This is a genomic window from Paraferrimonas sedimenticola (genome assembly GCF_002282855.1).
GTDB lineage: Bacteria > Pseudomonadota > Gammaproteobacteria > Enterobacterales > Shewanellaceae > Paraferrimonas > Paraferrimonas sedimenticola.
Genome location: NZ_NRIR01000004.1, coordinates 122082 through 143418 on the forward strand (window position 1 = coordinate 122082; position 21337 = coordinate 143418).

Annotated in this window: 16 protein-coding genes; 9 read left to right on the top strand and 7 right to left on the bottom strand. The window is 51.6% G+C overall.

Annotated elements, in window-relative coordinates:
• The first annotated feature begins 2 nt into the window (after positions 1-2).
• Entirely contained in the window at positions 3-3140 is a 3138-nt protein-coding gene (locus tag CLC93_RS08590; protein ID WP_095505552.1) for an efflux RND transporter permease subunit, read from the top strand.
• 203 nt (positions 3141-3343) lie between these two features.
• Positions 3344-5467 carry a nitrogen regulation protein NR(II) gene (locus tag CLC93_RS08595; protein WP_095505553.1) on the top strand — a complete coding sequence of 708 codons (2124 nt, stop codon included), beginning with the start codon at positions 3344-3346 and terminating at the stop codon, positions 5465-5467.
• Here CLC93_RS08595 and CLC93_RS08600 read toward each other — a convergent pair.
• From CLC93_RS08600 to tkt, 5 genes are all read right to left on the bottom strand, one after another.
• A complete protein-coding gene (locus CLC93_RS08600) occupies positions 5464-6171 on the bottom strand; it encodes a DUF481 domain-containing protein (protein ID WP_095505554.1) in 708 nt (235 codons plus the stop codon). The two genes, CLC93_RS08595 and CLC93_RS08600, sit on opposite strands and share 4 nt — an antisense overlap.
• A 153-nt stretch (positions 6172-6324) precedes the next feature.
• A complete protein-coding gene (fba, locus tag CLC93_RS08605; protein ID WP_095505555.1) occupies positions 6325-7392 on the bottom strand; it encodes a class II fructose-bisphosphate aldolase in 1068 nt (355 codons plus the stop codon).
• Between the two features lie 135 nt (positions 7393-7527).
• Positions 7528-8706 carry a phosphoglycerate kinase gene (locus tag CLC93_RS08610; RefSeq protein WP_095505556.1) on the bottom strand — a complete coding sequence of 393 codons (1179 nt, stop codon included), beginning with the start codon at positions 8704-8706 and terminating at the stop codon, positions 7528-7530.
• A gap of 18 nt (positions 8707-8724) precedes the next feature.
• Positions 8725-9759: an erythrose-4-phosphate dehydrogenase gene (gene epd / locus CLC93_RS08615; protein WP_095505557.1), complete on the bottom strand. Its 1035-nt coding sequence runs from the start codon at positions 9757-9759 to the stop codon at positions 8725-8727.
• A gap of 3 nt (positions 9760-9762) precedes the next feature.
• Positions 9763-11757, bottom strand: a complete 1995-nt coding sequence (gene tkt / locus CLC93_RS08620; protein WP_095505558.1) for a transketolase — start codon at positions 11755-11757, stop codon at positions 9763-9765.
• A gap of 278 nt (positions 11758-12035) precedes the next feature.
• Here tkt and metK point away from each other — a divergent pair, with 278 nt between their 5' ends.
• Entirely contained in the window at positions 12036-13187 is a 1152-nt protein-coding gene (gene metK, locus CLC93_RS08625; RefSeq protein WP_095505559.1) for a methionine adenosyltransferase, read from the top strand.
• 131 nt (positions 13188-13318) lie between these two features.
• Positions 13319-14110: a hypothetical protein gene (locus CLC93_RS08630; protein ID WP_095505560.1), complete on the top strand. Its 792-nt coding sequence runs from the start codon at positions 13319-13321 to the stop codon at positions 14108-14110.
• Here the strand turns inward: CLC93_RS08630 and CLC93_RS08635 are convergent.
• On the bottom strand, positions 14100-14912 hold the full coding sequence (locus CLC93_RS08635) for a glycosyltransferase family 2 protein (RefSeq protein ID WP_095505561.1): 813 nt from the start codon (positions 14910-14912) through the stop codon (positions 14100-14102). The two genes, CLC93_RS08630 and CLC93_RS08635, sit on opposite strands and share 11 nt — an antisense overlap.
• A 198-nt stretch (positions 14913-15110) precedes the next feature.
• Between CLC93_RS08635 and CLC93_RS08640 the strand changes: the two genes are divergently transcribed.
• Both CLC93_RS08640 and CLC93_RS08645 read left to right on the top strand, forming a co-directional pair.
• Positions 15111-16247: a glycosyltransferase family 2 protein gene (locus CLC93_RS08640; RefSeq protein ID WP_095505562.1), complete on the top strand. Its 1137-nt coding sequence runs from the start codon at positions 15111-15113 to the stop codon at positions 16245-16247.
• A 64-nt stretch (positions 16248-16311) separates the two neighbouring features.
• The gene (locus tag CLC93_RS08645; RefSeq protein WP_095505563.1) at positions 16312-16746 is read left to right on the top strand and encodes a DUF3010 family protein; all 435 of its coding nucleotides are present in this window, start codon (positions 16312-16314) and stop codon (positions 16744-16746) included.
• Here CLC93_RS08645 and CLC93_RS08650 read toward each other — a convergent pair.
• Complete coding sequence (locus CLC93_RS08650) at positions 16743-17210, bottom strand: YHS domain-containing (seleno)protein (protein ID WP_095505564.1); 468 nt, start codon at positions 17208-17210, stop codon at positions 16743-16745. The two genes, CLC93_RS08645 and CLC93_RS08650, sit on opposite strands and share 4 nt — an antisense overlap.
• 270 nt (positions 17211-17480) lie before the next feature.
• Between CLC93_RS08650 and CLC93_RS08655 the strand changes: the two genes are divergently transcribed.
• The 3 genes from CLC93_RS08655 to CLC93_RS08665 are packed head-to-tail and all read left to right on the top strand — an operon-like array spanning position 17481 to position 21316.
• A complete protein-coding gene (locus CLC93_RS08655) occupies positions 17481-18320 on the top strand; it encodes an HAD-IIB family hydrolase (protein ID WP_095505565.1) in 840 nt (279 codons plus the stop codon).
• Between the two features lie 15 nt (positions 18321-18335).
• Positions 18336-19577, top strand: coding sequence for a glycosyltransferase family protein (locus tag CLC93_RS08660; RefSeq protein WP_095505566.1), 1242 nt, complete (start codon positions 18336-18338; stop codon positions 19575-19577).
• Positions 19577-21316, top strand: coding sequence for a sugar phosphorylase (locus tag CLC93_RS08665; RefSeq protein WP_095505567.1), 1740 nt, complete (start codon positions 19577-19579; stop codon positions 21314-21316). The genes CLC93_RS08660 and CLC93_RS08665 overlap by 1 nt, the downstream gene beginning before the upstream one ends.
• The last annotated feature ends 21 nt before the right edge of the window (positions 21317-21337 follow it).

The window sequence follows — 21337 nt, forward strand, 5'->3', positions numbered from 1 at the left end:
GCATGGATACCCAAAAAGGCATTATTGCTTGGTTTGCGCGAAACAGCGTCGCCGCCAACCTATTGATGATCATTCTGTTAGTGGGGGGCTTGTTTGGTGCCCTGACCATTAACAAAGAAGTGTTTCCAAGCTTTGAGTTAAACCTAGTTCAAGTGAACGTGGCCTATCCTGGCGCGGCCCCGCAGGAAATCGAAGAAGGCATCAATATCAAGATCGAAGAACAGATCAAGGATATCGATGGCATTAAGAAGATGACCTCCGTGGCTCGCGAAGGCGTGGGTCAGGTCACTGTTGAAGTGGAGAACGAGTATTCGCCCAAGGAAGTTTTGGACGAAATGAAGCTGCGTATCGACGCCATTTCAACCTTCCCAGAAAACATCGAACGCCCGCGCATCTTTCGAATAAAACCCAAGTCCAACGTGCTGTGGATGTCGGTATATGGCGACCTTACCCGTACCGAGATGAAGGAATTGGGCAAGCAAATTCGCGACGAAGTCACCAACCTGCCCGGTATTACCAACACGGATTTTTGGGGTGCACGCCCTTACGAGATCGCTATTGAAGTGTCAGAAGATCGCCTGCGCGAATACGGCCTTAGCTTTGAGCAAGTGGCACAAGCGGTTCGCGCCAGCTCGCTTGACCTGCCTGGCGGCTCTATTAAAGCCCAGGCCGGCGACATCTTACTGCGCACTAAGGGACAGAAATACTACGGCGATGACTTCGCTCAAGTAGTGGTTAAAACCCGCCCTGACGGCAGTCGCATCATGCTTCCAGAAGTGGCTACCATTCGCGATGATTTTGAAGAGGGCTTGGCTTACACTCGCTTTAACGGCGAACCTGCGGTAACCGTCCAAATCAATAGTGTTGACGATCAAAGTGCTCTGGCCATCAGCCAAACCATTAAACGCTACATCGAAGAACGCCGCGATACGCTACCAGCGGGTGCCGAATTAGACATCTGGTTAGACTTGACCCACTACCTGTCGGGCCGTCTGAACATGATGCTATCTAACATGGCCGGCGGTGCGATTTTGGTATTCGTGGTGCTGGCGTTGTTCCTCAACGTCAAACTGGCGTTTTGGGTGATTGTCGGTCTGCCAGTTTGTTTCTTGGGCGCCGTGTTGATCATGCCCATGTCCTTCATGGGCCTGTCTATCAATCTGCTCAGTCTGTTTGGCTTTATTCTGGTGCTCGGGATCGTGGTGGACGATGCCATTGTTATCGGCGAGAGCGCCTATACCGCCATTGAACGGGAAGGACACTCGGTGGACAGCGTAGTGCGCGGTACCAAACGAGTAGCGGTACCGGCAATCTTTGGGGTACTGACTACCATAGCCGCGTTTGCCCCTATGGTGATGGTGTCTGGACCCATGGGCAGCATCTGGCAGTCCATTGGCTTTGTGGTGATCCTGTGTCTGATGTTCTCCATCGTTGAATCCAAGTTGATTCTGCCGGCTCACTTATCGCACATGAAGCTGGCCAAGCCCAAGCCGTTCGAGGAATACAACTGGTTCACCCAACGAAAAATCATGTTCAACCAAGCGTTTAATCGCTTTGTCCAAGAGAAGTACCGTCCGTTTGTCAGCTGGTGTTTAAACAACCGCTACACAGTGCTGTCGTCCTTCATTGCCGTACTGATTTTGTCGGTGGCTTTGGTGGCGAGTGGTAAAGTGCGCTGGGTATTCTTCCCCGACATTCCGCAAGACTTTTTGCAGGTGCGCATTGAAATGGATGAAGGTGTGTCTGAACAGACTACCTTCAACGCTCTGCGACAAGTTGAAGACGCCTTGTATCGCATGAACGATCAGATGGGGCAGGAATTGCCGACTGAGCCGGTGAAACACACCTTTGTCAACATGTCGAGCCGCACCAGTGCTTTCATGTTTGTTGAACTCTATAAGATGGAGGATTTGGGGGTCACAGGCACTCAAATCGCCAATGCCTGGCGCGACCAGTTACCCGAGCTCGCCGGTGCCAAGAAAGTCGATATCCAAAGTTCCGGTAATCAGGGTGGTGGTGCTATCTCCTTCCGTCTGGTTTCCAGCGATTTGGAGCAATTGGCCCGTGCCGCTGATGAACTCAAACGGGAGCTTCGAGACTACACTGGGGTATTTGATATCTCGGACAACTACTCATCTGGCTCGGATGAGATTCGCCTTAAAATTTTACCTCAAGGTGAAGCACTGGGAATTAGCCTAAGCGACTTAGCCCAGCAAGTGCGATACGCCTTCTACGGCTTTGAAGCGCAGCGTATTTTGCGCAACAAAGAAGAAGTGAAAGTCATGGTGCGCTATCCGTTGGAGCAGCGTCGCACCATTGGCCACTTGGAGAATATGCGCATTCGCACCCCGCAAGGCCAAATGGTGCCCTTCTCCTACATTGCCGAAATTGAGCAGTCGGAAAGCTTCTCGTCCATTACTCGAGTCGATGGCAAGCGCGCTATTACCATTAGTGCCAACGCCGACAAAGCCGTGGTCGAGCCGTCAAAGGTCACCAAAGACATTCTGGAGCGAGTGATCCCGGCGATGCAGGAACGCTACCCCGATGTCACCAGTGAGCTCGATGGCAGTAGTGCGGATGAGGCCACTGCTATGGTGGCGCTGATTCAAGGGGCCTTCTTCGCCTTGTTCACCATCTACGCCTTGATGGCCATTCCACTGAAATCCTACAGTCAACCGCTGATCATCATGTCGGTGATTCCGTTTGGCATTATTGGTGCGGTAATCGGCCACTTAGTCCGCGGTTTAGACGTCAGTATTCTGAGTTTGATGGGGATTGTGGCGCTGGCAGGTGTTGTGGTTAACGACTCGCTGATCCTAGTGGACTTCGTCAACAAAGCCCGCAAGCAAGGTATGGCGATTGTCGATGCGGCGATTAATGCCGGCTGTGAGCGCTTTAGGGCCATCATCCTGACCTCGCTGACCACCTTCTTTGGCTTAGTGCCAATCATGTTTGAAACCAGTTTGCAGGCGCAAGTGGTGATACCTATGGCCACCTCTTTGGCCTTCGGTATCGTATTCTCCACCGTGGTGACCTTGATTTTGATCCCTGTGCTGTACATCGCATTGGACGATCTCAAACGTTTAACTCGATGGTGGTGGCGGCCCAATCGAGAATCGCAACAAACTGTTAACCAATAACGCAAAAAAGCGGGGCTAATGTCCCGCTTTTTCATGCCAGTCGCCTTGCTTTTCGCTTTTGTTGATCGCCGTGCTAGGATGTTACCTCGCTGTACAAATATAACAATTTTGCAAGCTAGATGTTTACCTCGCGCGGACTCAATACACAAGATTTCAACTCGCTCCAGCAATTGCTTCATCCGGTACTTTGGAGCAAGCGCCGGATGGGTTTACTGCTGTTTGTCTGCCTGAGTGTCATCGCCATTGTCTGCTATGGTGTGGTTCGCTTAAACAACGCCCAAACTCAGCTCGAAAAGCGCCATTGGGCCGATCACAGCTTTAATCAACTGCAAACCGTAGCCAATATGACCTCGGAAGAAATGGGCAACCAGATCCGTCGCACCGGATTCTTCGCCTCTTCTTCATTGCTGAGCAACTACCTCAATTACCCCAACGAAACTAACCAAGAGCGTCTGCAAGCTAACTGGGAATACTACACAGAGCAGCTGGCCAGTATGCAGGGGCTGGCGTTTTACGACCTCAACGGTAATCTCGAGCTAAGTACCACCAACGACTTCATGCCACAAAAGCTTGAAGCAAAGGTGATCAATGACAGTGCTCTGCTGGCCAACCAGACCTTCTACACCTCAGAAATGCAGCTTCACCCCATCGATGGAAAAGACACGCCTCTGTTCTATTTGGTCAATCTGATGGAAACCACGCCGGGAATGGATAGAGGTTACTTCGTACATTACATTTCCGCTGAGCAAGTGCTGGGAACCGCGGCACCTTACTTAGCGCAAAACAATCGCCCGATTGTGGTGTTGGATGAGTACGGCGGACTCTTTTACCAGCGGGGGTCAAGCGCAGGCCTTGCACTACCCTATAACTTAGGCGACCAAATCACCGAAGTAGCCCCAGAATTGTGGCAGCAAATGCAGGGCCAAGCGTTTGGCCGAATTGCCGGCGAAGAGGCAACCTATGTATACATTAAAGCCAGCCTAGCCGGAGGCATTGAAACCAATCGCCACGACTACTACCTGATATCATATATTCGCAACGACCAGATTCAGGCCGCTTTGACCCGTCACCACAACGTGGTGATTGGTATCGGTGTGATCTTGGGACTGTTGGCTATCGCTTTAGTAATCACCATCTTTACACTGCACAACGAGACGGCCACTCGTAAATACAGTCACAAGCTAGCCAAGCGATTATTCTCTGTTGGCAGCCCGATATTGATCGTGTCCAAAAGCCAGCGAGTGCTTTACGCCAACGACGGTGCCAGACACTTGTTCGGCGAACAAACCAGACTGGAAGATTCGAGTTTAAAGAGCCTATTGGGCTTTGATGAAGCGCAGGCACAAAAGCTACTCAAGTTCGATCAACAGCACAACATTGGCATCACCATGGGCCAGCGCCAACTCAGCGTTAACGTTGAATGCTTGGCCCACAGACGCATGGAAGACTCTAGTATTGAGCTGTTTATTCTGGGCCTGACCGACCTTAGCCAAGTGGCCCAACTGGAACGCAATAACAAACGCTTGCACGCCCAGTTAGACAGCGCGCAAATGAATCTGCTTGTCACTCCTGATGGCAAAATAGAAAACGCCAACCCGGCGTACGAGAGCTTTTTGGCTGACTACCATCTCGAACTGCCCGGCAACAACCTAAAGACTCTGTTAGAGCAGCAGCAAGCCAACTTCTGGCAGCGGCTAACCAACCATTGCCATTCGCACAAGAACTTCTCGGCACGGATTCAATTGAGCAACGAACACAATCAATCTGCGGCGCTGGAAGTGAGCGCTAAAGGCCAGTGGAGCAAGAGCGATCAACTTCGCTACATCAGCGTCCAGATGACAGTGGTCGCCAATAGCATAGAGCCACTGCCCGTCAACCAGCTCAATGACAGTCAAGCCGCTCTCGAGCGTCAATTGGAACGCTTGTCTGACGAGGACAGTGCAGGTATTCAGCTAATGCTGTTTGACGTAGCGCCTAAAACCAGCACTTTTGAAAACGGTGAAGATGAGCTGATTCAGTATTTGACTCAGCAGATTGAGTTGGACTTTCCCAACACCTGGCAACGTTGGCATTGGCGTCCAGGTCAGCTGATGGTGTTAGTACCAAAAGGGGAAGCGCAGGAGATTTACTATCGAGTGCGCAAGGTGCACTTGGCGCTGAGTTCATTGGACAGCGAGCACCGAATTAGCACCGCAATTACCGGTAACCCGCACTTGGCAGATGCCGATGGCCTCTATCGTCAGCTAAATATTGCCCTAAGAAGAGCGAAGCAGATGTCCGGTATGAAAATCTGCATCGCTTTTTCCAAGCAATCCGCCGCCGTTTAGAACTTGTAAAGCAGAGTCACGTTGGTTTCGGTGTCGGTCTTTTCAAAGGTTGGCTGAGGCTCTGAGTCGTACTTAACGACCAAAGCGACTTTCATCGCCAGCGCACCAATTAGCGAGGCCGAAACGGAAGTCTCTGAACGACCCGTCACTTTCTTGCCCGCATCCACGACGAAGATTTGCTTGAAGGTAGCGTTTTCGCTGATGTCAGTAGCAAAGTTAAGCACACCGTGGGCTACCCAGTCGGTTTCGCGCATATCGTTTGGTTCGGAGTATTTAATACTCTGTACACCAGGACCGATTTCCACATCCAAAATGGTGCTACCCTGCTCAAAGAATCTGTGACCGTAACCGGCAGCGCCTGTGGTTTTGGAATCGAAGCCAGCAAACTTGTCCACTTCGTGGGTCAAGTTGATGAACATGTAGTTGGTCGGAGTGAAGCGATAGTTACCTTGAAGCAAGCCACGGTAGTTTTCCGCCGTGCGGATATCTTCGTCTTCCTTGAATAGCCCCTCAAGCAAGTACTGATTGTCCCAGTCCATGATGTTGTGGCGCATGTCTACGCGACCCTTGACTGAGGTGGTTTTGGTGTTACCTGTGGTAATGGTGGCGCCCAGTTCAGCTTCACCAGTGAAAGATGGTTGCGGCTCTTCGGCCAGCGCAACCAAAGGCGTGGCCAAAGCGGCCAACATCAGCGCGTGTTTCATCTACTACCCCTAAACGAATGGTCGAAAACTATTGTGAATTATTTGTAGGTATTATGTTGGCGAGCAGTGTATCACTGAGACTATTGGCTTTGCGAGGTTGAAGGCATAAAAAAACGCCCCTTTCGGAGCGTTTTTCATACAAATCAGTACAAATTAAAGTACGACTTGTGGGTCAAGTTCACCGGCTTGGTAAGCTTTGTACATGGCTTGCAGTGACTTAGGCTTGATTTTAGAGCCTTGTCCGGCACAACCAAAGGCCTGGTAGCGGTCGATACACACTTGAGTCATGGCTTCTTGCGAGGCTTTCAAGAATTTGCGCGGGTCAAACTCTGAAGGGTTCTCAGCCAAGAACTTGCGCACGGCACCGGTAGAGGCCAAACGCAGGTCGGTATCGATGTTAATCTTACGCACACCGTGCTTAATGCCTTCAACGATTTCTTCCACAGGCACACCGTAGGTCTCTGGGATTTCACCGCCGTACTGGTTGATCACTTCCAACCACTCTTGTGGCACAGAAGAGGAACCGTGCATCACCAAGTGAGTGTTAGGAATGCGTTCGTGGATCTCTTTGATGCGATCGATGCGCAACACGTCACCGCTTGGCTTCTTAGAGAACTTGTAAGCACCGTGGCTGGTACCAATCGCAATCGCCAGTGCATCAACGTGGGTGTCGGCAACGAACTGGGCCGCTTCTTCTGGACTGGTCAGCATCTGATCCATGCTCAAAGTACCCACAGCACCAATGCCGTCTTCTTCGCCGGCTTGGCCGGTTTCTAGGCTACCCAAGCAGCCAATTTCGCCTTCTACCGACACGCCACAGGCGTGGGCGAAAGCCACAGTACGACGAGTCACGTCGACGTTGTACTCGTATGAGGCCGGGGTTTTACCGTCCGCCATCAAAGAGCCGTCCATCATTACTGATGACATACCCAATTGAATTGAGCGCTGACATACGTCTGGGTGAGTACCATGGTCCTGGTGAATACACACAGGAATGTCTGGGTACTGCTCTAGCGCGGCTTCCATCAGGTACTTCAAGAACTGAGGACGAGCGTACTTACGCGCACCAGCAGAGGCTTGAACGATTACCGGGCTATCGGTAACTTCAGCCGCGTGCATGATGGCGCGCATTTGTTCTAGGTTATTAACGTTAAACGCTGGTACGCCGTAGCCGTTTTCGGCAGCGTGGTCCAACAATTGACGCAATGAAATTAGTGCCATGGTCTCGAAACTCCAATTTCGGTGGCGAGTGTTATCGCCGTTAGTTAATCAAATATTGTTATTATTATGTCTGCCTGGTCGACGCTTATCTTGGGCTATTTTGCCAAAGTATAAGCGTCTGATATTAATGTTATTTTATTGTGCAGCGCGCTCTTCTAGGATAGCAACTGCTGGAAGTTTTTTCCCTTCCAAAAACTCTAAGAAGGCACCGCCCCCTGTAGAAATGTAGGACACTTTGTCTTTAATGCCGTATTTATCCACGGCGGCCAGAGTGTCACCACCACCGGCAATAGAGAAAGCATCACTTTCGGCAATGGCCTGAGCTATGCGCTTAGTCCCTTCCCCAAACTGGTCAAATTCAAACACGCCCACAGGACCATTCCAAACAATGGTGCCGGCGTTTTTGAGGATAGCGGCCAGCGCTTTTGCGCTATTCGGGCCGATATCGAAAATCATGTCTTGCTCGTTGACCTGATCTACCACTTTTAGCTCGGCTACAGCTTCTGGACTGAACTCAGTGCCGCAAACCACGTCGGTAGGTACCGGAATATCGCCACCACGACTTTGCGCTTGTGCGGTTAGGCGCTGTGCTTCTTCAATCAAGTCAGCCTCGTACAAAGACTTGCCCACACCATTGCCGGCAGCCGCGATAAAGGTGTTGGCAATACCACCACCAACCACTAGTTGATCAACTACCTGGCTTAAGCTCTCTAGCACGGTCAATTTGGTCGAAACCTTAGAACCACCCACAATAGCCACGAGCGGGCGCTTAGGGTTGTCCAGTGCTTTGGCCAGCGCTTCTAGCTCGCCTTGTAAAAGCGGGCCTGCGCAAGCGATAGGCGCGTACTTGGCAACCCCGTGAGTTGAGGCTTGCGCGCGGTGAGCAGTACCGAAGGCATCCATCACGAACACATCGCAAAGGGCCGCTAGCTTTTGCGCCAAGGCATCGTCGTTTTTCTTCTCGCCTGGGTTAAAGCGAACGTTTTCAAATACCACCACCTGATTGGCTTGAGTCGCCACGCCATCGAGATAGTCGCTAGCCAAAACCACTTCTTGCTCAAGGGCGTCGTTGAGATAAGCCACAACAGGCGCCATAGAGAACTCGGCGTTGAACTCGCCTTCGGTAGGACGGCCAAGGTGGGACATTACCATTACCTGAGCGCCCTTCTCCAATGCCAGCTTGATGGTTGGCAGTGCCGCCAACAAACGGGCGTCTGACGCGACTTTGCCGTCTTTGATTGGCACGTTTAAATCTTCACGGATCAGCACTCGTTTACCGGTTAAATCCAGTTCACGCATGTTCAATACTGACATTGGTTTTCCTCAATCGATTTAGGCTGTATTTCGTTTCAATAGTGCCAGGTGCACGCCAGTGTCTAGCATGCGGTTGGCGAACCCCCACTCGTTGTCGCACCAAAGCAACATCTTCACCATGTGCGAGGCACTGACTCGAGTCTGAGTGCCATCGACAATGCATGAGCGCGGGTCGTGATTAAAATCTGTGGACACTAATGGGTCCATGGTAAAGCCAAGCACGTGATTGTGAGACTGAGCTGCGGCTTGCTCTAGCGTGCTGTTAATGGCTTGGATATCCACCGCTTTTTTAAGGGTCAGGGTGACGTCCATAGCGGTCACGTTGACCGTTGGCACGCGCACTGAAATCGCCTCAAATTTGTTTTTTAGATGGGGCAGTATTCGCTCAACCCCCAAGGCCAACTTGGTATCCACCGGAATGATCGACTGACCGGCAGCGCGAGTGCGGCGCAGGTCGCTATGGTAAGCATCGATCACTTGCTGGTCGTTCATGGCCGAATGAATGGTGGTAATCGCCCCACTCTCAACCCCGAAAGCTTTGTCCAGCAAATCGATAACCGGCACGCTGCAGTTGGTGGTGCAAGAAGCGTTGGAAACTACAGTCTCGAGACCCGTGAGTTGCTCATGGTTAACCCCATACACCACGGTGGCATCCACCGCTTGGTCCGCGGGGTGACTGATCAAGACTTGCTTAGCACCGGCATCGATATGAGCTTGGCAGGCATCTCGGGTACTTAGAGCACCGGTAGCCTCAAACACCAATTCAATGTCGAGTTCACGCCAAGGTAATTGGCTTGGATCGGCGATTTGCAGCAACTGGATGTCGTCGTGACCGACGTGCATCCAGGTACTGTCATCTTTGTGATGTAGCGACACCTCATTGGCAAAGCGGCCATGGGTGGTGTCGTACTGGGTCAGGTGCGCAATGGCGCTGGCGTCCGCCAGCTCATTAATGGCCACCACTTGGACTCGGTCGCGCAGCCCTGATTCATACAGGGCGCGCAATATCGAGCGGCCGATACGGCCATAGCCATTAATGGCAACGCGGATCATGGCTTACAGTAGGCTGTTAGCAGTTTCGATAACGTTCGCCTTGGTAAAGCCAAACATTTCAAACAACTGACCCGCTGGCGCTGATTCACCAAAGGTGGTCATACCGATGATCTTGCCTCCAAAGCCCACGTACTTGTACCAGTAGTCAGCGATGCCCGCCTCAACCGCGATACGCTTGGTCACGGCTGCTGGTAGTACTGATTCGCGGTACTCATCGCTCTGCGCGTCAAAGACGTCGGTAGACGGCATAGACACCACGCGTACCTTGCGACCTTGAGCGGTCAGCTCGGCCGCGGCTTCAACGGTTAGGCCGACTTCAGAACCGGTAGCAATCAAAATTAGCTCTGGCGTACCGTCACAGTCCACCAAGGTGTAACCGCCTTTGGCGATGTTGGCTAGCTGCGCTTCGTCACGAGCCTGCTGTGCCAAACCTTGGCGAGAGAAAATCAGAGAAGTTGGACCGTCTTTGCGCTCAACCGCGGCTTTCCAAGCCACTGCAGACTCAACCTGGTCACATGGACGCCAAGTGCTCATGTTAGGGGTCAAACGCAATGAAGCGATTTGCTCTACTGGCTGGTGAGTCGGGCCGTCTTCGCCCAGACCGATTGAATCGTGGGTGTAAACAAAGATAGAACGCTGCTTCATCAGCGCCGCCATGCGAACCGCGTTACGCGCGTATTCCATGAACATCAGGAAGGTAGCACCGTAAGGGATGAAACCGCCGTGCAGAGCAATACCATTCATCATGGCGCTCATGCCAAATTCACGTACACCGTAAAAGATGTAGTTACCCGAAGCGTCGTCCGCTTCTAGGCCTTTAGAACCAGACCACAGGGTCAAGTTAGAGCCGGCCAAATCGGCCGAGCCGCCCATGAACTCAGGCAGCATAGGTGCAAAGGCTTCAATAGCATTTTGCGACGCTTTACGCGAGGCGATGTTAGCAGGGTTGGCTTGCAGCTCAGCGATGAAGGCTTGCGATTTTTGCTCCCAATCCGCTGGCAGGTCACCGGCTTGACGGCGGTTAAACTCAGCCGCTAGCTCAGGGAATTCTGCCGCATAAGCTTGCATTTTGGCGTCCCAGGCTTTCTCGGCTGCTGTACCGGCTTCAACGCCGTTCCAGGCTTCCATCACGTCTGCTGGGATGTCAAAGGCAGGCTTGTCCCAACCCAGGAACTCGCGAGACGCTTTAATTTCGTCGTCACCCAGAGGGGCACCGTGACAGTCGTGGCTGCCAGACTTGTTAGGCGAACCGTAACCAATGATGGTCTTAGTACAAATCAGAGTCGGCTTGCCAGTTTCAGCGCGCGCCGCTTCAATAGCCGCAGCAATCGCTTCTGGATCGTGGCCGTCTACCGCTGGAATGACGTGCCAGCCGTAGGACTCAAAGCGCTTAGGCGTATCGTCAGAGAACCAGCCTTCGACTTCGCCATCGATTGAGATGCCGTTGTCATCCCAGAACGCAACCAACTTGCCCAGGCCCAGAGTACCGGCCAGCGAGCAAGCTTCGTGTGAAATACCTTCCATTAGACAACCGTCACCTAGGAATACGTAGGTGAAGTGGTCAACGATGTCGTGGCCTGGGCGGTTGAACTGAGCAGCCAGAGATTTCTCGGCAATCGCCATACCAACCGCGTTGGTGATCCCTTGGCCTAGCGGACCCGTAGTGGTTTCAACGCCAGGTGCGTAACCGTACTCAGGGTGACCTGGAGTACGCGAGTGCAGTTGACGGAAGTTTTTCAGGTCTTCGATGTTTAAGTCGTAACCAGATAAGTGCAGCAGAGAGTACAACAGCATTGAACCGTGACCATTGGATAGAATAAAGCGGTCGCGGTCGGCCCAGTTAGGGTTGGCTGGGTTGTGTTTTAGAAAGTCACGCCAAAGTACCTCGGCGATATCGGCCATACCCATGGGGGCTCCAGGGTGGCCTGATTTGGCCTTTTGTACTGCATCCATGCTCAATACACGGATGGCATTAGCGAGTTCTTTACGAGAAGACATGGTCTCTCCTGCAATTATTAAAATGGTAGGTTGAAAATTTGGGGCGCCACATTTTCCCAAAGGCGCGCACTTGAATCAAATAAATTTGAGAAAGGCTTCAAATTTTTTAATGGGATTTTGTGACTATTCGCAAGCCTTTACACATTCCTTACAAGCTTTGCTTTAATTTATTTGGGATTTTCACTAGCATCCGAACTCTAAATACATAGAATAGACGTCTAGAAGTAGAAACCTCTACACGTTTTTACGGTTAAATTCTTCAATCGAGAAGCAAAATCATGGCAAAACATTTATTTACCTCAGAGTCAGTATCTGAGGGGCATCCTGACAAGATTGCGGATCAAATCTCTGATGCGGTGCTAGACGCCATTTTGGCGCAAGATCCAAAAGCCCGTGTGGCTTGTGAAACCTATGTCAAAACCGGCATGGTTTTGGTCGGTGGTGAAATCACTACTTCGGCCTGGGTAGACATTGAAGAGCTAACCCGTAAGACAGTTCGCGAAATTGGCTACACCCACTCAGACATGGGCTTTGACGCCGATTCATGCGCGATTCTGAACGCCATTGGCAAGCAGTCGCCTGACATTAACCAAGGTGTTGACCGTGCTGACCCTAAAGAACAGGGCGCCGGCGACCAAGGTTTGATGTTTGGTTACGCGTCTAACGAAACCGACGTTCTAATGCCAGCCCCAATTACCTACGCCCACCGTTTGGTTAAGCGCCAAGCCGAAGTGCGTAAGAGTGGCCAGCTGCCATGGTTGCGTCCTGATGCCAAATCTCAGGTAACCTTCGCTTATGAAGATGGCAAAATTTCTGGTATCGATGCGGTGGTTCTATCCACTCAGCACGACGAAGACATCAAGCAAGCGGATCTGATTGAAGCCGTTCGCGAACACATCATCAAGCCTGAGCTGCCAGAACAGTGGATCACCAAAAACACCAAGTTCTTCATCAACCCAACCGGCCGTTTCGTTATCGGTGGTCCTGTGGGGGATTGTGGTCTGACGGGTCGTAAGATCATCGTAGATACCTACGGCGGTGTTGCGCGTCACGGTGGTGGTGCCTTCTCTGGTAAAGATCCATCAAAAGTTGACCGCTCAGCGGCATACGCGGGTCGCTATGTTGCTAAGAACTTGGTTGCCGCTGGTCTGGCCGACCGCTTGGAAATCCAGGTGTCTTACGCGATTGGTGTTGCCGAGCCGACCTCTATCAGCATCGATACTTTCGGTACTGGTAAGCTATCTGAAGAGAAACTCATTGATTTGGTGCGTCGTCACTTTGACCTACGTCCATACGGCCTGATTGAAATGTTGGACCTTAACCGTCCTATCTACCAGCCAACCGCTGCTTATGGCCACTTTGGTCGCGAAGAGTTCCCATGGGAGCGCACCGACAAAGCCGAGGCCCTGCGCTCAGACGCCGGTCTGTAACTGCCACTGCTGTTCGTCCAAAGCCAGTCCTCGCGACTGGCTTTTTTGTACCTCAAGCTCAGTTGTGGTGGTTTGTACCGCGCATGGATACTGGTTAGACTGAGCAAAAATCACTGACACAGGGAGTTGTTATGTCAGTCAAACTCACCATTGCCATTGTCAGCCTGTGCTGTCTTCCCTTTACCAGTGCGGCGCAAGGGTTTGCCTCTGACAAAGTGCAATCGAAAGCCCCTCACGCGTTCGTACTACAACCTGAAGCCAAGCCGTTTTTGGAGCGCGCTGCTCTAGAGACTCAAACTCAGGCGCGACAACTGGCACGTAACATTCAGCGAGTGCGCACACTGGCCAAGGCCCTCAAGGAGTGGGAGACTTTGCCCTTCAGCGAGCGAGTGGAATACCTAGAGCAAATCTTTGCTATCCAAGTGCGCCTCATGCAGATCAAACAACCAGATTTGTTAATTGACGCCAGCAGTTACCCAGACAAGGTTGCCTACTTTGATTTTGACCCGAGCGAGCCTCTCGAAGGTAAAGTGTTTTTGAACTCGGCCAAGTTGGCGGACGCCAATCCTTGGTTATCGTTAGCGCTGTTGATTCACGAAACTCGCCACGCCTATCAACTGCAACAAACCGAACCCGACGAGCTTACCCAAGCTTGGCAAGCGGCGTTTGTGCTGCAAAAAGAAACAGAGAAATGGTCCGCCAGCGACTTTTACGCTTTGGCAAACGAATTTGAAGCCTTTCAATACGCCAATTTTGCCATGGGCTTGTTGACCAACTTTGAGCAACCCGAGCAAGGTCTGGGTCTGTTGGGTGCTCAGTACGATAGCCAAGGCCAACTTGTGATAGATCTGTTGCAGTGGCACGAGCACAGCAGCGGCGTCAGCTTAGTGGAGCGCTACAACAACGCTCTGGCTAATCACTAGCTTTCTCGCTCAAATGGCTATTGAGTCCCTGCTCGCACCAAGTAAGGGACTCAATACGAGTTTTCTCAAATTCGGCGTGGTTCTCAGGTGAGATCGCTCGGTGAGACTCGGTGTGGTAGATGTGAAACGCTGTGGCGCCGTGGCGGATCCTAATCTTGTGAACGCCGATATTCATCAAACGTATCGCAAACTCTAAATCGTCGCCGCCCCAACCGGTAAAGGCTTCATTAAACCCATTTACCTTCAGCGCATCATTGTGCCAAAAGGACATGTTGGCACCGTAAAACCCTCGTAACTTGTGACACACGCTACTGCGAAGATTTCGCAGCCATACCGGGCGTATTAAGTCAGAACGATGAGCGTGAATGCCCGGAGACAACATGTGAGGAACGTATCCATCTAGGACACGTTGTGAAAGCGTCGGGTTCATATACATGCGCCGCCCTGCCAAGCAATAGCCGGGTTTGGCCATTTCCTGGTGATCTGCCAGAAAGTGCGAGTGCATTACAATGTCGCCGTCAATCACCACTATGTAATCTGAACTGACCTTGGCTATCGCCAAATTGCGACTTCGATTAAGCCTAAAACCGTCATCTTCTTGCCAGCTGTGAATGATAGGCACAGGCGACTGCTGTTGAAGTTCGGCAATCAAAGCACGGGTCTCTTCACCCGAGCCATCATCAGCAATGATTATCTCGTCAGGCATGCGAACTTGCCGCCAAGCAGACTCAACCGAACGTCGCAATGCATCCGGCCAGTTGTAGGTGGTAATCACTAAACTGATGCGCTTTGGTGAAGGCATTAAGTCTCCTCAAGGGCTGTGAGTCCGCTCTTCTACTCTAGTTAATTAGAGTTAACTTAATCAACTATCGCTAATTTCGGCGCAACAATAACCGCAAATACCCCACATTGCCAAACGCATCTAACACTGGCTTCAGCCCCGATTCAGGGTACTTTGTTCACAATTGGCAGGTTTTAAAAAACGGAATATGGGTTCCTTATGTTGAAACTGATTTCTCGCACACTATTGCTCCCAATTGCTTGGGTGATGGATTGGTGGTCTTTACGCCAGCACCCCAAGCCACACGCGCCCGCTCCTTCGCCGTTGCGCGCCAGTAAACCTATGAGAAAAGCTCGCGACCAGAACATTTTGGTTTCTGTTGTGATTCCGGTATACGGCGTTGAGAAATATCTGCGCGCTTGCCTAGATTCCTTGCTGCTACAACCGCTTGATGAGAAGTATCAGGACAAACTGGAAATCATTCTGGTGCACGACGCCAGCCCAGATAGCTCGCTCGCCATTATGGAGTCGCACCCTCAGCGTCATCGTTTTCGCATCGTTAACCACCAGCAAAACCAAGGGATTGCCGCTACTCGCAATACTGGTCTGAGCGAAGCCGTGGGCGAGTACATATTATTCTTTGATTCCGACGATGTACTTAAGCCGGGGATTTTGAATCAATTTATGGTGCAAGCCGAGTCTGGTGAAGCGCAAGTGGTGGAAAGCTATAATCATCCGATTGCCACCGATGAACTCGACCGTCTTCAACTCAAGAGTTTCAGCCGTGAGCAAGCCTTTGGAGGTCCCTCGCCGCTTTACACCGACTTTGAGAGTATCAAGACCAACCTTAGCGGGTTTGCCTGGGGTAAGCTCTGGCACCACAGTTTGTGGCATGACTGCGAGTTTCCCGATGGCTTATTGTTTGAGGACAGCATAATCAGTAATGCTCTGGTTTACCGAGTAAAAAGTTTACGCCATCTGCGCACCGCTAGTGCTTTCTATCGTTCAAACCCCAAATCCATTGTGCGCCAGCGCATTACTCCTAAGCACGGCTGGCATCACTGTTACAGTCTGCAGGCCGGTTGGCAGTTATATCAATCCGCAAACAGCACTCAAGCTAACACCTATTACCAACAGTTGTTTGATGAGCTTGGGCATTATCTGCGAATTCGGACTAAGGGGCTGACGTTTGCCTCGACTCAAAGCATGCTGGCGTTCGCCGATCAATTACTCTGCGAAGTGGAAACTCAGCTAAACCCCAGTATCGGACTGACGCCAAAACAGCGACTGCAGCGCTGGGCGATTGCCAAACACCGAGTAAATCTCTGGTTTTTAACCGCCTTTAGAGAGCGGTAGGCCCAGAAAAAGGCTATAATGCCGCTCCGAAACCTAAGACAGAATTTGAGAACAGAGACAGAAAATGCGAATTGTTGGTGTTGAACTGAAAAGTAACGAAGCGGTGGTATCGCTAATTTCCTACGCTGAAGGCCTAGTTGACCTGCCCCCGTTTCGCGCTCGTCGCGTCACCATGAGCAAAGGCACCGATGCCCAAACTCTAAAAGATTTTCAGTTCGAATTCTCAAAGCTGATGAAGGACTATCAGGTAGAAAAAGTGGTGATCCGCGAACGTCCAACCAAGGGACGTTTTGCCGGTAGCGCGGTTGGATTCAAGATGGAAGCGGCAATCCAGCTGATCGAAGGTTTGAACGTTGAGCTGTTAAGCGCCAATCAAATCAAGACTTCGCTTAAGCACACGCCGCTGCCTATCGAGTTTGCCGCCACCGGCCTTAAAGGTTTTCAAGAAGGCGCCTTTACTAGCGCCTTCGCCTCTTGTCATCTGAAAACCGAAGACTAACTCTTATTCTCGGCGGCAACTTCTGCCGCCTTCTCTACCCAGTTAGCGTCCGCTTTCTCGACATACCCTTCTTTGTCCTTACGCCAGGTCTCTCGCACGCCCAAGCTGTAATTTAAGTAGAGCTTGTCGTTGTAGATTTCCCAGGCCTGCGGGTCGGTACTTACCACAAAGCCTCGCGACATGGCGTAAGCGCAATAACCGCCGTATTCAGGCGCGTACTTTGCCGGCTCTGCATCAAACATGGCCTTGTGCTGTGCGTTGGCAAAACGCCACTGCACCCCTTGGTACTGACTGGTAAAGGCCGCATCACCAAGCGTCGGCTCACCATCGGTAAAGTACGCCACCACGTCGTAACCGCGATTAGCAACACCCTCCTCTGTGAATACCGGCTCATCGCCTAAACTGGTGCACGCACTGATAAGCAGTGCGGCAAATATTACTGTAGCTAATCGCCAAATTGTCATATCGCCTCCATTAGAATTTGCGTTTAACCAGTTGACCGGTAAACCTGCGGCTATGTTGCACGCGCACCAGATTGGTGCAAACAAACCGTTCTCGCACTCGGTTTGGGCAAAAATTCAACACCTCAAACCATCCTAACTAATAAAAATCAATTAAAACAGCTGGATACAGAAGTGGAACGGGGTTTGCCTGTTTGTATAAGCAAAGAGTTTACGGAGAAAGCGTTTTAGACAAGCGTTTGTCACACAAAGCCACAGCCTAAGGAGGGCGCTATGATGACCTGTTCGTCGCTGCACACCCTGATAGCCACGGATCTGGATGGCACCTTGCTGGACCACAGCAACTATTCATCCGACCAAGCCCAGCCAGCATTAAGCCGCTGCTTGTCCCTTGGCATTCCCGTGATCTTTAACACCTCCAAGACGCGCATCGAGTCGGCTCAAATTCGCTCGCAACTCAATATCAATGACCCCTACATTGTCGAAAACGGCTCAGCGATCATCATTCCCAAAGCTTGGATGGCGCGGCTGAGCTGTGATACCAGTGCGTTGTTGCAAACCGCCAATGAATGGGTATTGCCGCTGGGGTTATCTCGCAGTCACATCGTCTCTCAACTGAAACGGCTCAAAGCTGAACGCGGTTTTCGCTTTACCGGTTTTTCTGACATGCGTTTGAGTGAACTGGTGAGCCACACTGGCCTGTCCGCTGGTGATGCCGAGCTGGCCAATCAGCGCGAGTATTCTGAGCCTTTGTTGTGGCAAGACAGCAAAGCCGCTCTGACCATTTTTAAAAACTGCCTAGAAAAGTTGGGGCTGCGCCTTCTCAAAGGTGGTCGTTTTTACCACGTGCTGGGTCAAACCGACAAAGGCCAGGCGCTCAACTGGCTCAAAGATCTTTACCAAAACCAACACGGCTCGCCCACCACGGTTATCGCTCTTGGCGATAGCCACAACGATATCGACATGATGCAAGCCGCCGACATCGCAATTTGGGTGCGCTCGCCTGCGCATCCGGTGCCTGATGCCGGCTACCACAGGTTGTCGTTCACGACTCGCGCTCAAGGGCCTGCGGGTTGGAACGAAGCCATTACCAGTCTGATTGGCAGTTACTAAGCGGAGAAAACACGCATGGCAGATTTTCATCAAAATGGTGTGATAACTACCCTACACAATCTCAACTGTCGCTCGCTGGAAGATTTAGAAAGCGACTTGTGCCAGTTCGCCAAGCGCCGTCCCTTGGGCTTAGTACTGCCCTCGCTGTACTCGGAGTTGCAAACTCAAGCACTGCCCAAGATCATCGATGAGCTCAAAAAGGTACCCTACCTATCTCAAATCATCATTGGCTTAGACAGAGCAAACCTCGCTGAGTACCAGCACGCGTTGGAGTTTTTTGGCCAGTTGCCGCAGCAGCATCGAGTACTTTGGAACGACGGCCCGCGTCTGCGTGCCATCGACGCAGAACTGAGAAGCAAGGGCTTAGCCCCAGAGGAAATGGGCAAAGGCCGCAACGTCTGGTATTGCTTTGGCTATGCCTTGGCCACCAATCAAGTTAAGGCGTTAGCACTGCACGATTGCGACATAGTTACCTATGAGCGCGGCTTGTTAGCACGCTTGTTGTACCCAGTGGCTCAGCCTGCATTCCAATACAAATTTTGCAAAGGCTATTACGCTCGCGCTGCTAAAGGTACCCTCAACGGCCGCGTCAGCCGCTTACTGGTGACCCCGCTGATTCGCACCCTAAAACGCCAATTCCCCGACAACGAGTACCTGGAATACTTAGACAGTTTCCGCTACCCGCTCGCAGGCGAGTTCTCTTTCCGCTTAGACGTGCTTAACGACCTGCGTATTCCATCCGATTGGGGACTGGAGATTGGTGTGCTGGCAGAGATGAAGCGCAATTACGCCAGTAACCGCTTGTGCCAAGTGGACATTTGCGACCGCTACGACCACAAACACCAAGACCTGTCCGCCGGTAACGACAACGGTGGACTGTCAAAAATGTCCATCGACATCTCCAAAGCTCTGTTTCGCAAGCTCGCCACTCAGGGTGCGGTGTTTAACGAAGGCGTGATGCGTACGATAAAAGCCAGTTACTACCGTTTGGCGTTGGACTTTATCGAGTCTTACCGCAACGATGCCATCATCAATGGCTTGGACATTGACGTGCACAAAGAAGAAGCCGCGGTAGAGCTATTTGCCGAGAACATTCTCAAAGCCGGTGACAACTTTCTCAACCACAGCATGGAAACGCCATTTATTCCTAGTTGGCATCGAGTGTCAGCCGCAGTACCAGACATTTTGGAGCGTTTGGTGGAAGCGGTTGAGCTGGACACTCAAGAGTTCTTGCAGCTTCCTGCTAAGGCCAGTTAATGAGCCACGGTTCTCTATTTGAACGCCTTGTTGCCTATTTAGAACAGCTCTACCCCAAGCTGGATGCCCATCAGTTGGCACGCCAATGCTTGTATCAAATGGAATTGGACTTTGAGGTAACTACACCGAGCGCCCATAACAACAGTTGGGATCAATCCGACTGTTGGCTGATCAGCTACGGCGATAGTATTCTCAAGTCCGGTGAGAAACCCTTGAGTACACTGCACGGGTTTATCGAAGCCCAGCTGGCGGAAACCGTATCAGGGGTGCACATACTGCCCTTTTTTCCCTACAGCTCGGACGACGGCTTCTCGGTCATCGACTATTACTCGGTCAACGATTCACTGGGCGATTGGAATGACATTCGCGCCATAGGCGAGCGTTGGGACTTGATGGCGGACTTGGTGATCAACCACTGTTCGGCCCGTAGCGGTTGGTTTGAGAACTTTCGCCACAATCGCGATCCCGGCCGTGGCTTTTTCAAGTGCGCCGATCCGAGTTGGGATTTGTCTCAGGTGGTACGCCCACGCACCAACGACCTGCTGCAAAGCTATACCAGCGTCGATGGTGAGCGCTGGTTGTGGTGCACCTTTAGCCGTGATCAGGTGGATTTGGACTTTGAAAATCCACAGGTACTGCTGGAGTTTTTGGCCATCATTCGCCATTACTTGAATCACAAGGTGCGCATATTTCGCCTAGACGCCATCGCCTTTGTGTGGAAAATCCCAGGTACCAATTGCCTCAATCTGGCTCAAACCCACACCCTAGTTCGACTGCTCAGATTATTGGTGGAGCACGCCCAGCCAAATGCGGTGATCATTACCGAAACCAATATTCCTAACCGCGAGAACTTAAGCTACTTTGGCAACGCTAACGAAGCCCATGGTATCTATAATTTCGCCTTGCCGCCACTGCTGCTGCACACTCTAATCAGCGGTGATGCCAGTCACTTGAGCAACTGGGCGATGGCCATGCCGCCGGCGCAAAACGGCACCTTCTTTTTGAACTTTATAGCGTCCCACGATGGCATTGGTCTGCGCCCGGTCGAACACATATTGGATGAGGCCGAAACCCAAACCTTAATTAACACCATGCAAGGATTTGGCGGACGCATTTCCTGGCGGAACTTGTCCGAGCAAAGGGTCAAACCTTACGAGATAAACATCAGTCTCTTCGACGCACTGAAGGGCACCGCCAAAGGAGTGGACTCTCATCAGTTGGCTCGATTCATCTGCGCCCACTGCATCATGCTATCGCTTGAGGGCATTCCGGCGATCTACATTCACAGTTGGTTGGCCACTGGCAACGACTATCACAAATTGCAGCACTCCCAGCACAATCGCGCCATCAATCGCCACCGCTGGCAAGCAGACCAACTAGAAAGCGCACTCGCGGATACCGATAGCCACCACGCCAAGGCGTTAACTGCACTAAAGCGTCTAGTTGGCATTCGTCAGCACCAAAGCGCATTTCACCCCAATGCCACTCAGTACACATTGCAGTTGGGCAAACACTTATTTGGCATCTGGCGCCAGAGCTTGGACCGTCGCCAAAGCGTATTCGCAATCCACAACGTCAGCAGTCAAACTCAGTCCCTGCCTCTATCGGAAATCAACCTAACCGAGTTAGACCAGTGGACCGATTTGCTCAGCCAGCAAAGCATTGATCCCAGCCAAAAGTCCCTGCAGCTCGCACCTTATCAGAGCGTCTGGCTGACTAACCTTGCTAATCCCGCCTAGCCGCCCTAACTTAGCTTAAGG

Bases quoted from the DNA above. Each gene is read 5' to 3' on its own strand.
- CLC93_RS08590 (WP_095505552.1), top strand. From the start codon at position 3: ATGGATACCCAAAAAGGCATTATTGCTTGGTTTGCGCGAAACAGCGTC.
- CLC93_RS08595 (WP_095505553.1), top strand. From the start codon at position 3,344: ATGGGTTTACTGCTGTTTGTCTGCCTGAGTGTCATCGCCATTGTCTGC.
- CLC93_RS08600 (WP_095505554.1), bottom strand. From the start codon at position 6,171: ATGAAACACGCGCTGATGTTGGCCGCTTTGGCCACGCCTTTGGTTGCG.
- fba (WP_095505555.1), bottom strand. From the start codon at position 7,392: ATGGCACTAATTTCATTGCGTCAATTGTTGGACCACGCTGCCGAAAAC.
- CLC93_RS08610 (WP_095505556.1), bottom strand. From the start codon at position 8,706: ATGTCAGTATTGAACATGCGTGAACTGGATTTAACCGGTAAACGAGTG.
- epd (WP_095505557.1), bottom strand. From the start codon at position 9,759: ATGATCCGCGTTGCCATTAATGGCTATGGCCGTATCGGCCGCTCGATA.
- tkt (WP_095505558.1), bottom strand. From the start codon at position 11,757: ATGTCTTCTCGTAAAGAACTCGCTAATGCCATCCGTGTATTGAGCATG.
- metK (WP_095505559.1), top strand. From the start codon at position 12,036: ATGGCAAAACATTTATTTACCTCAGAGTCAGTATCTGAGGGGCATCCT.
- CLC93_RS08630 (WP_095505560.1), top strand. From the start codon at position 13,319: ATGTCAGTCAAACTCACCATTGCCATTGTCAGCCTGTGCTGTCTTCCC.
- CLC93_RS08635 (WP_095505561.1), bottom strand. From the start codon at position 14,912: ATGCCTTCACCAAAGCGCATCAGTTTAGTGATTACCACCTACAACTGG.
- CLC93_RS08640 (WP_095505562.1), top strand. From the start codon at position 15,111: ATGTTGAAACTGATTTCTCGCACACTATTGCTCCCAATTGCTTGGGTG.
- CLC93_RS08645 (WP_095505563.1), top strand. From the start codon at position 16,312: ATGCGAATTGTTGGTGTTGAACTGAAAAGTAACGAAGCGGTGGTATCG.
- CLC93_RS08650 (WP_095505564.1), bottom strand. From the start codon at position 17,210: ATGACAATTTGGCGATTAGCTACAGTAATATTTGCCGCACTGCTTATC.
- CLC93_RS08655 (WP_095505565.1), top strand. From the start codon at position 17,481: ATGATGACCTGTTCGTCGCTGCACACCCTGATAGCCACGGATCTGGAT.
- CLC93_RS08660 (WP_095505566.1), top strand. From the start codon at position 18,336: ATGGCAGATTTTCATCAAAATGGTGTGATAACTACCCTACACAATCTC.
- CLC93_RS08665 (WP_095505567.1), top strand. From the start codon at position 19,577: ATGAGCCACGGTTCTCTATTTGAACGCCTTGTTGCCTATTTAGAACAG.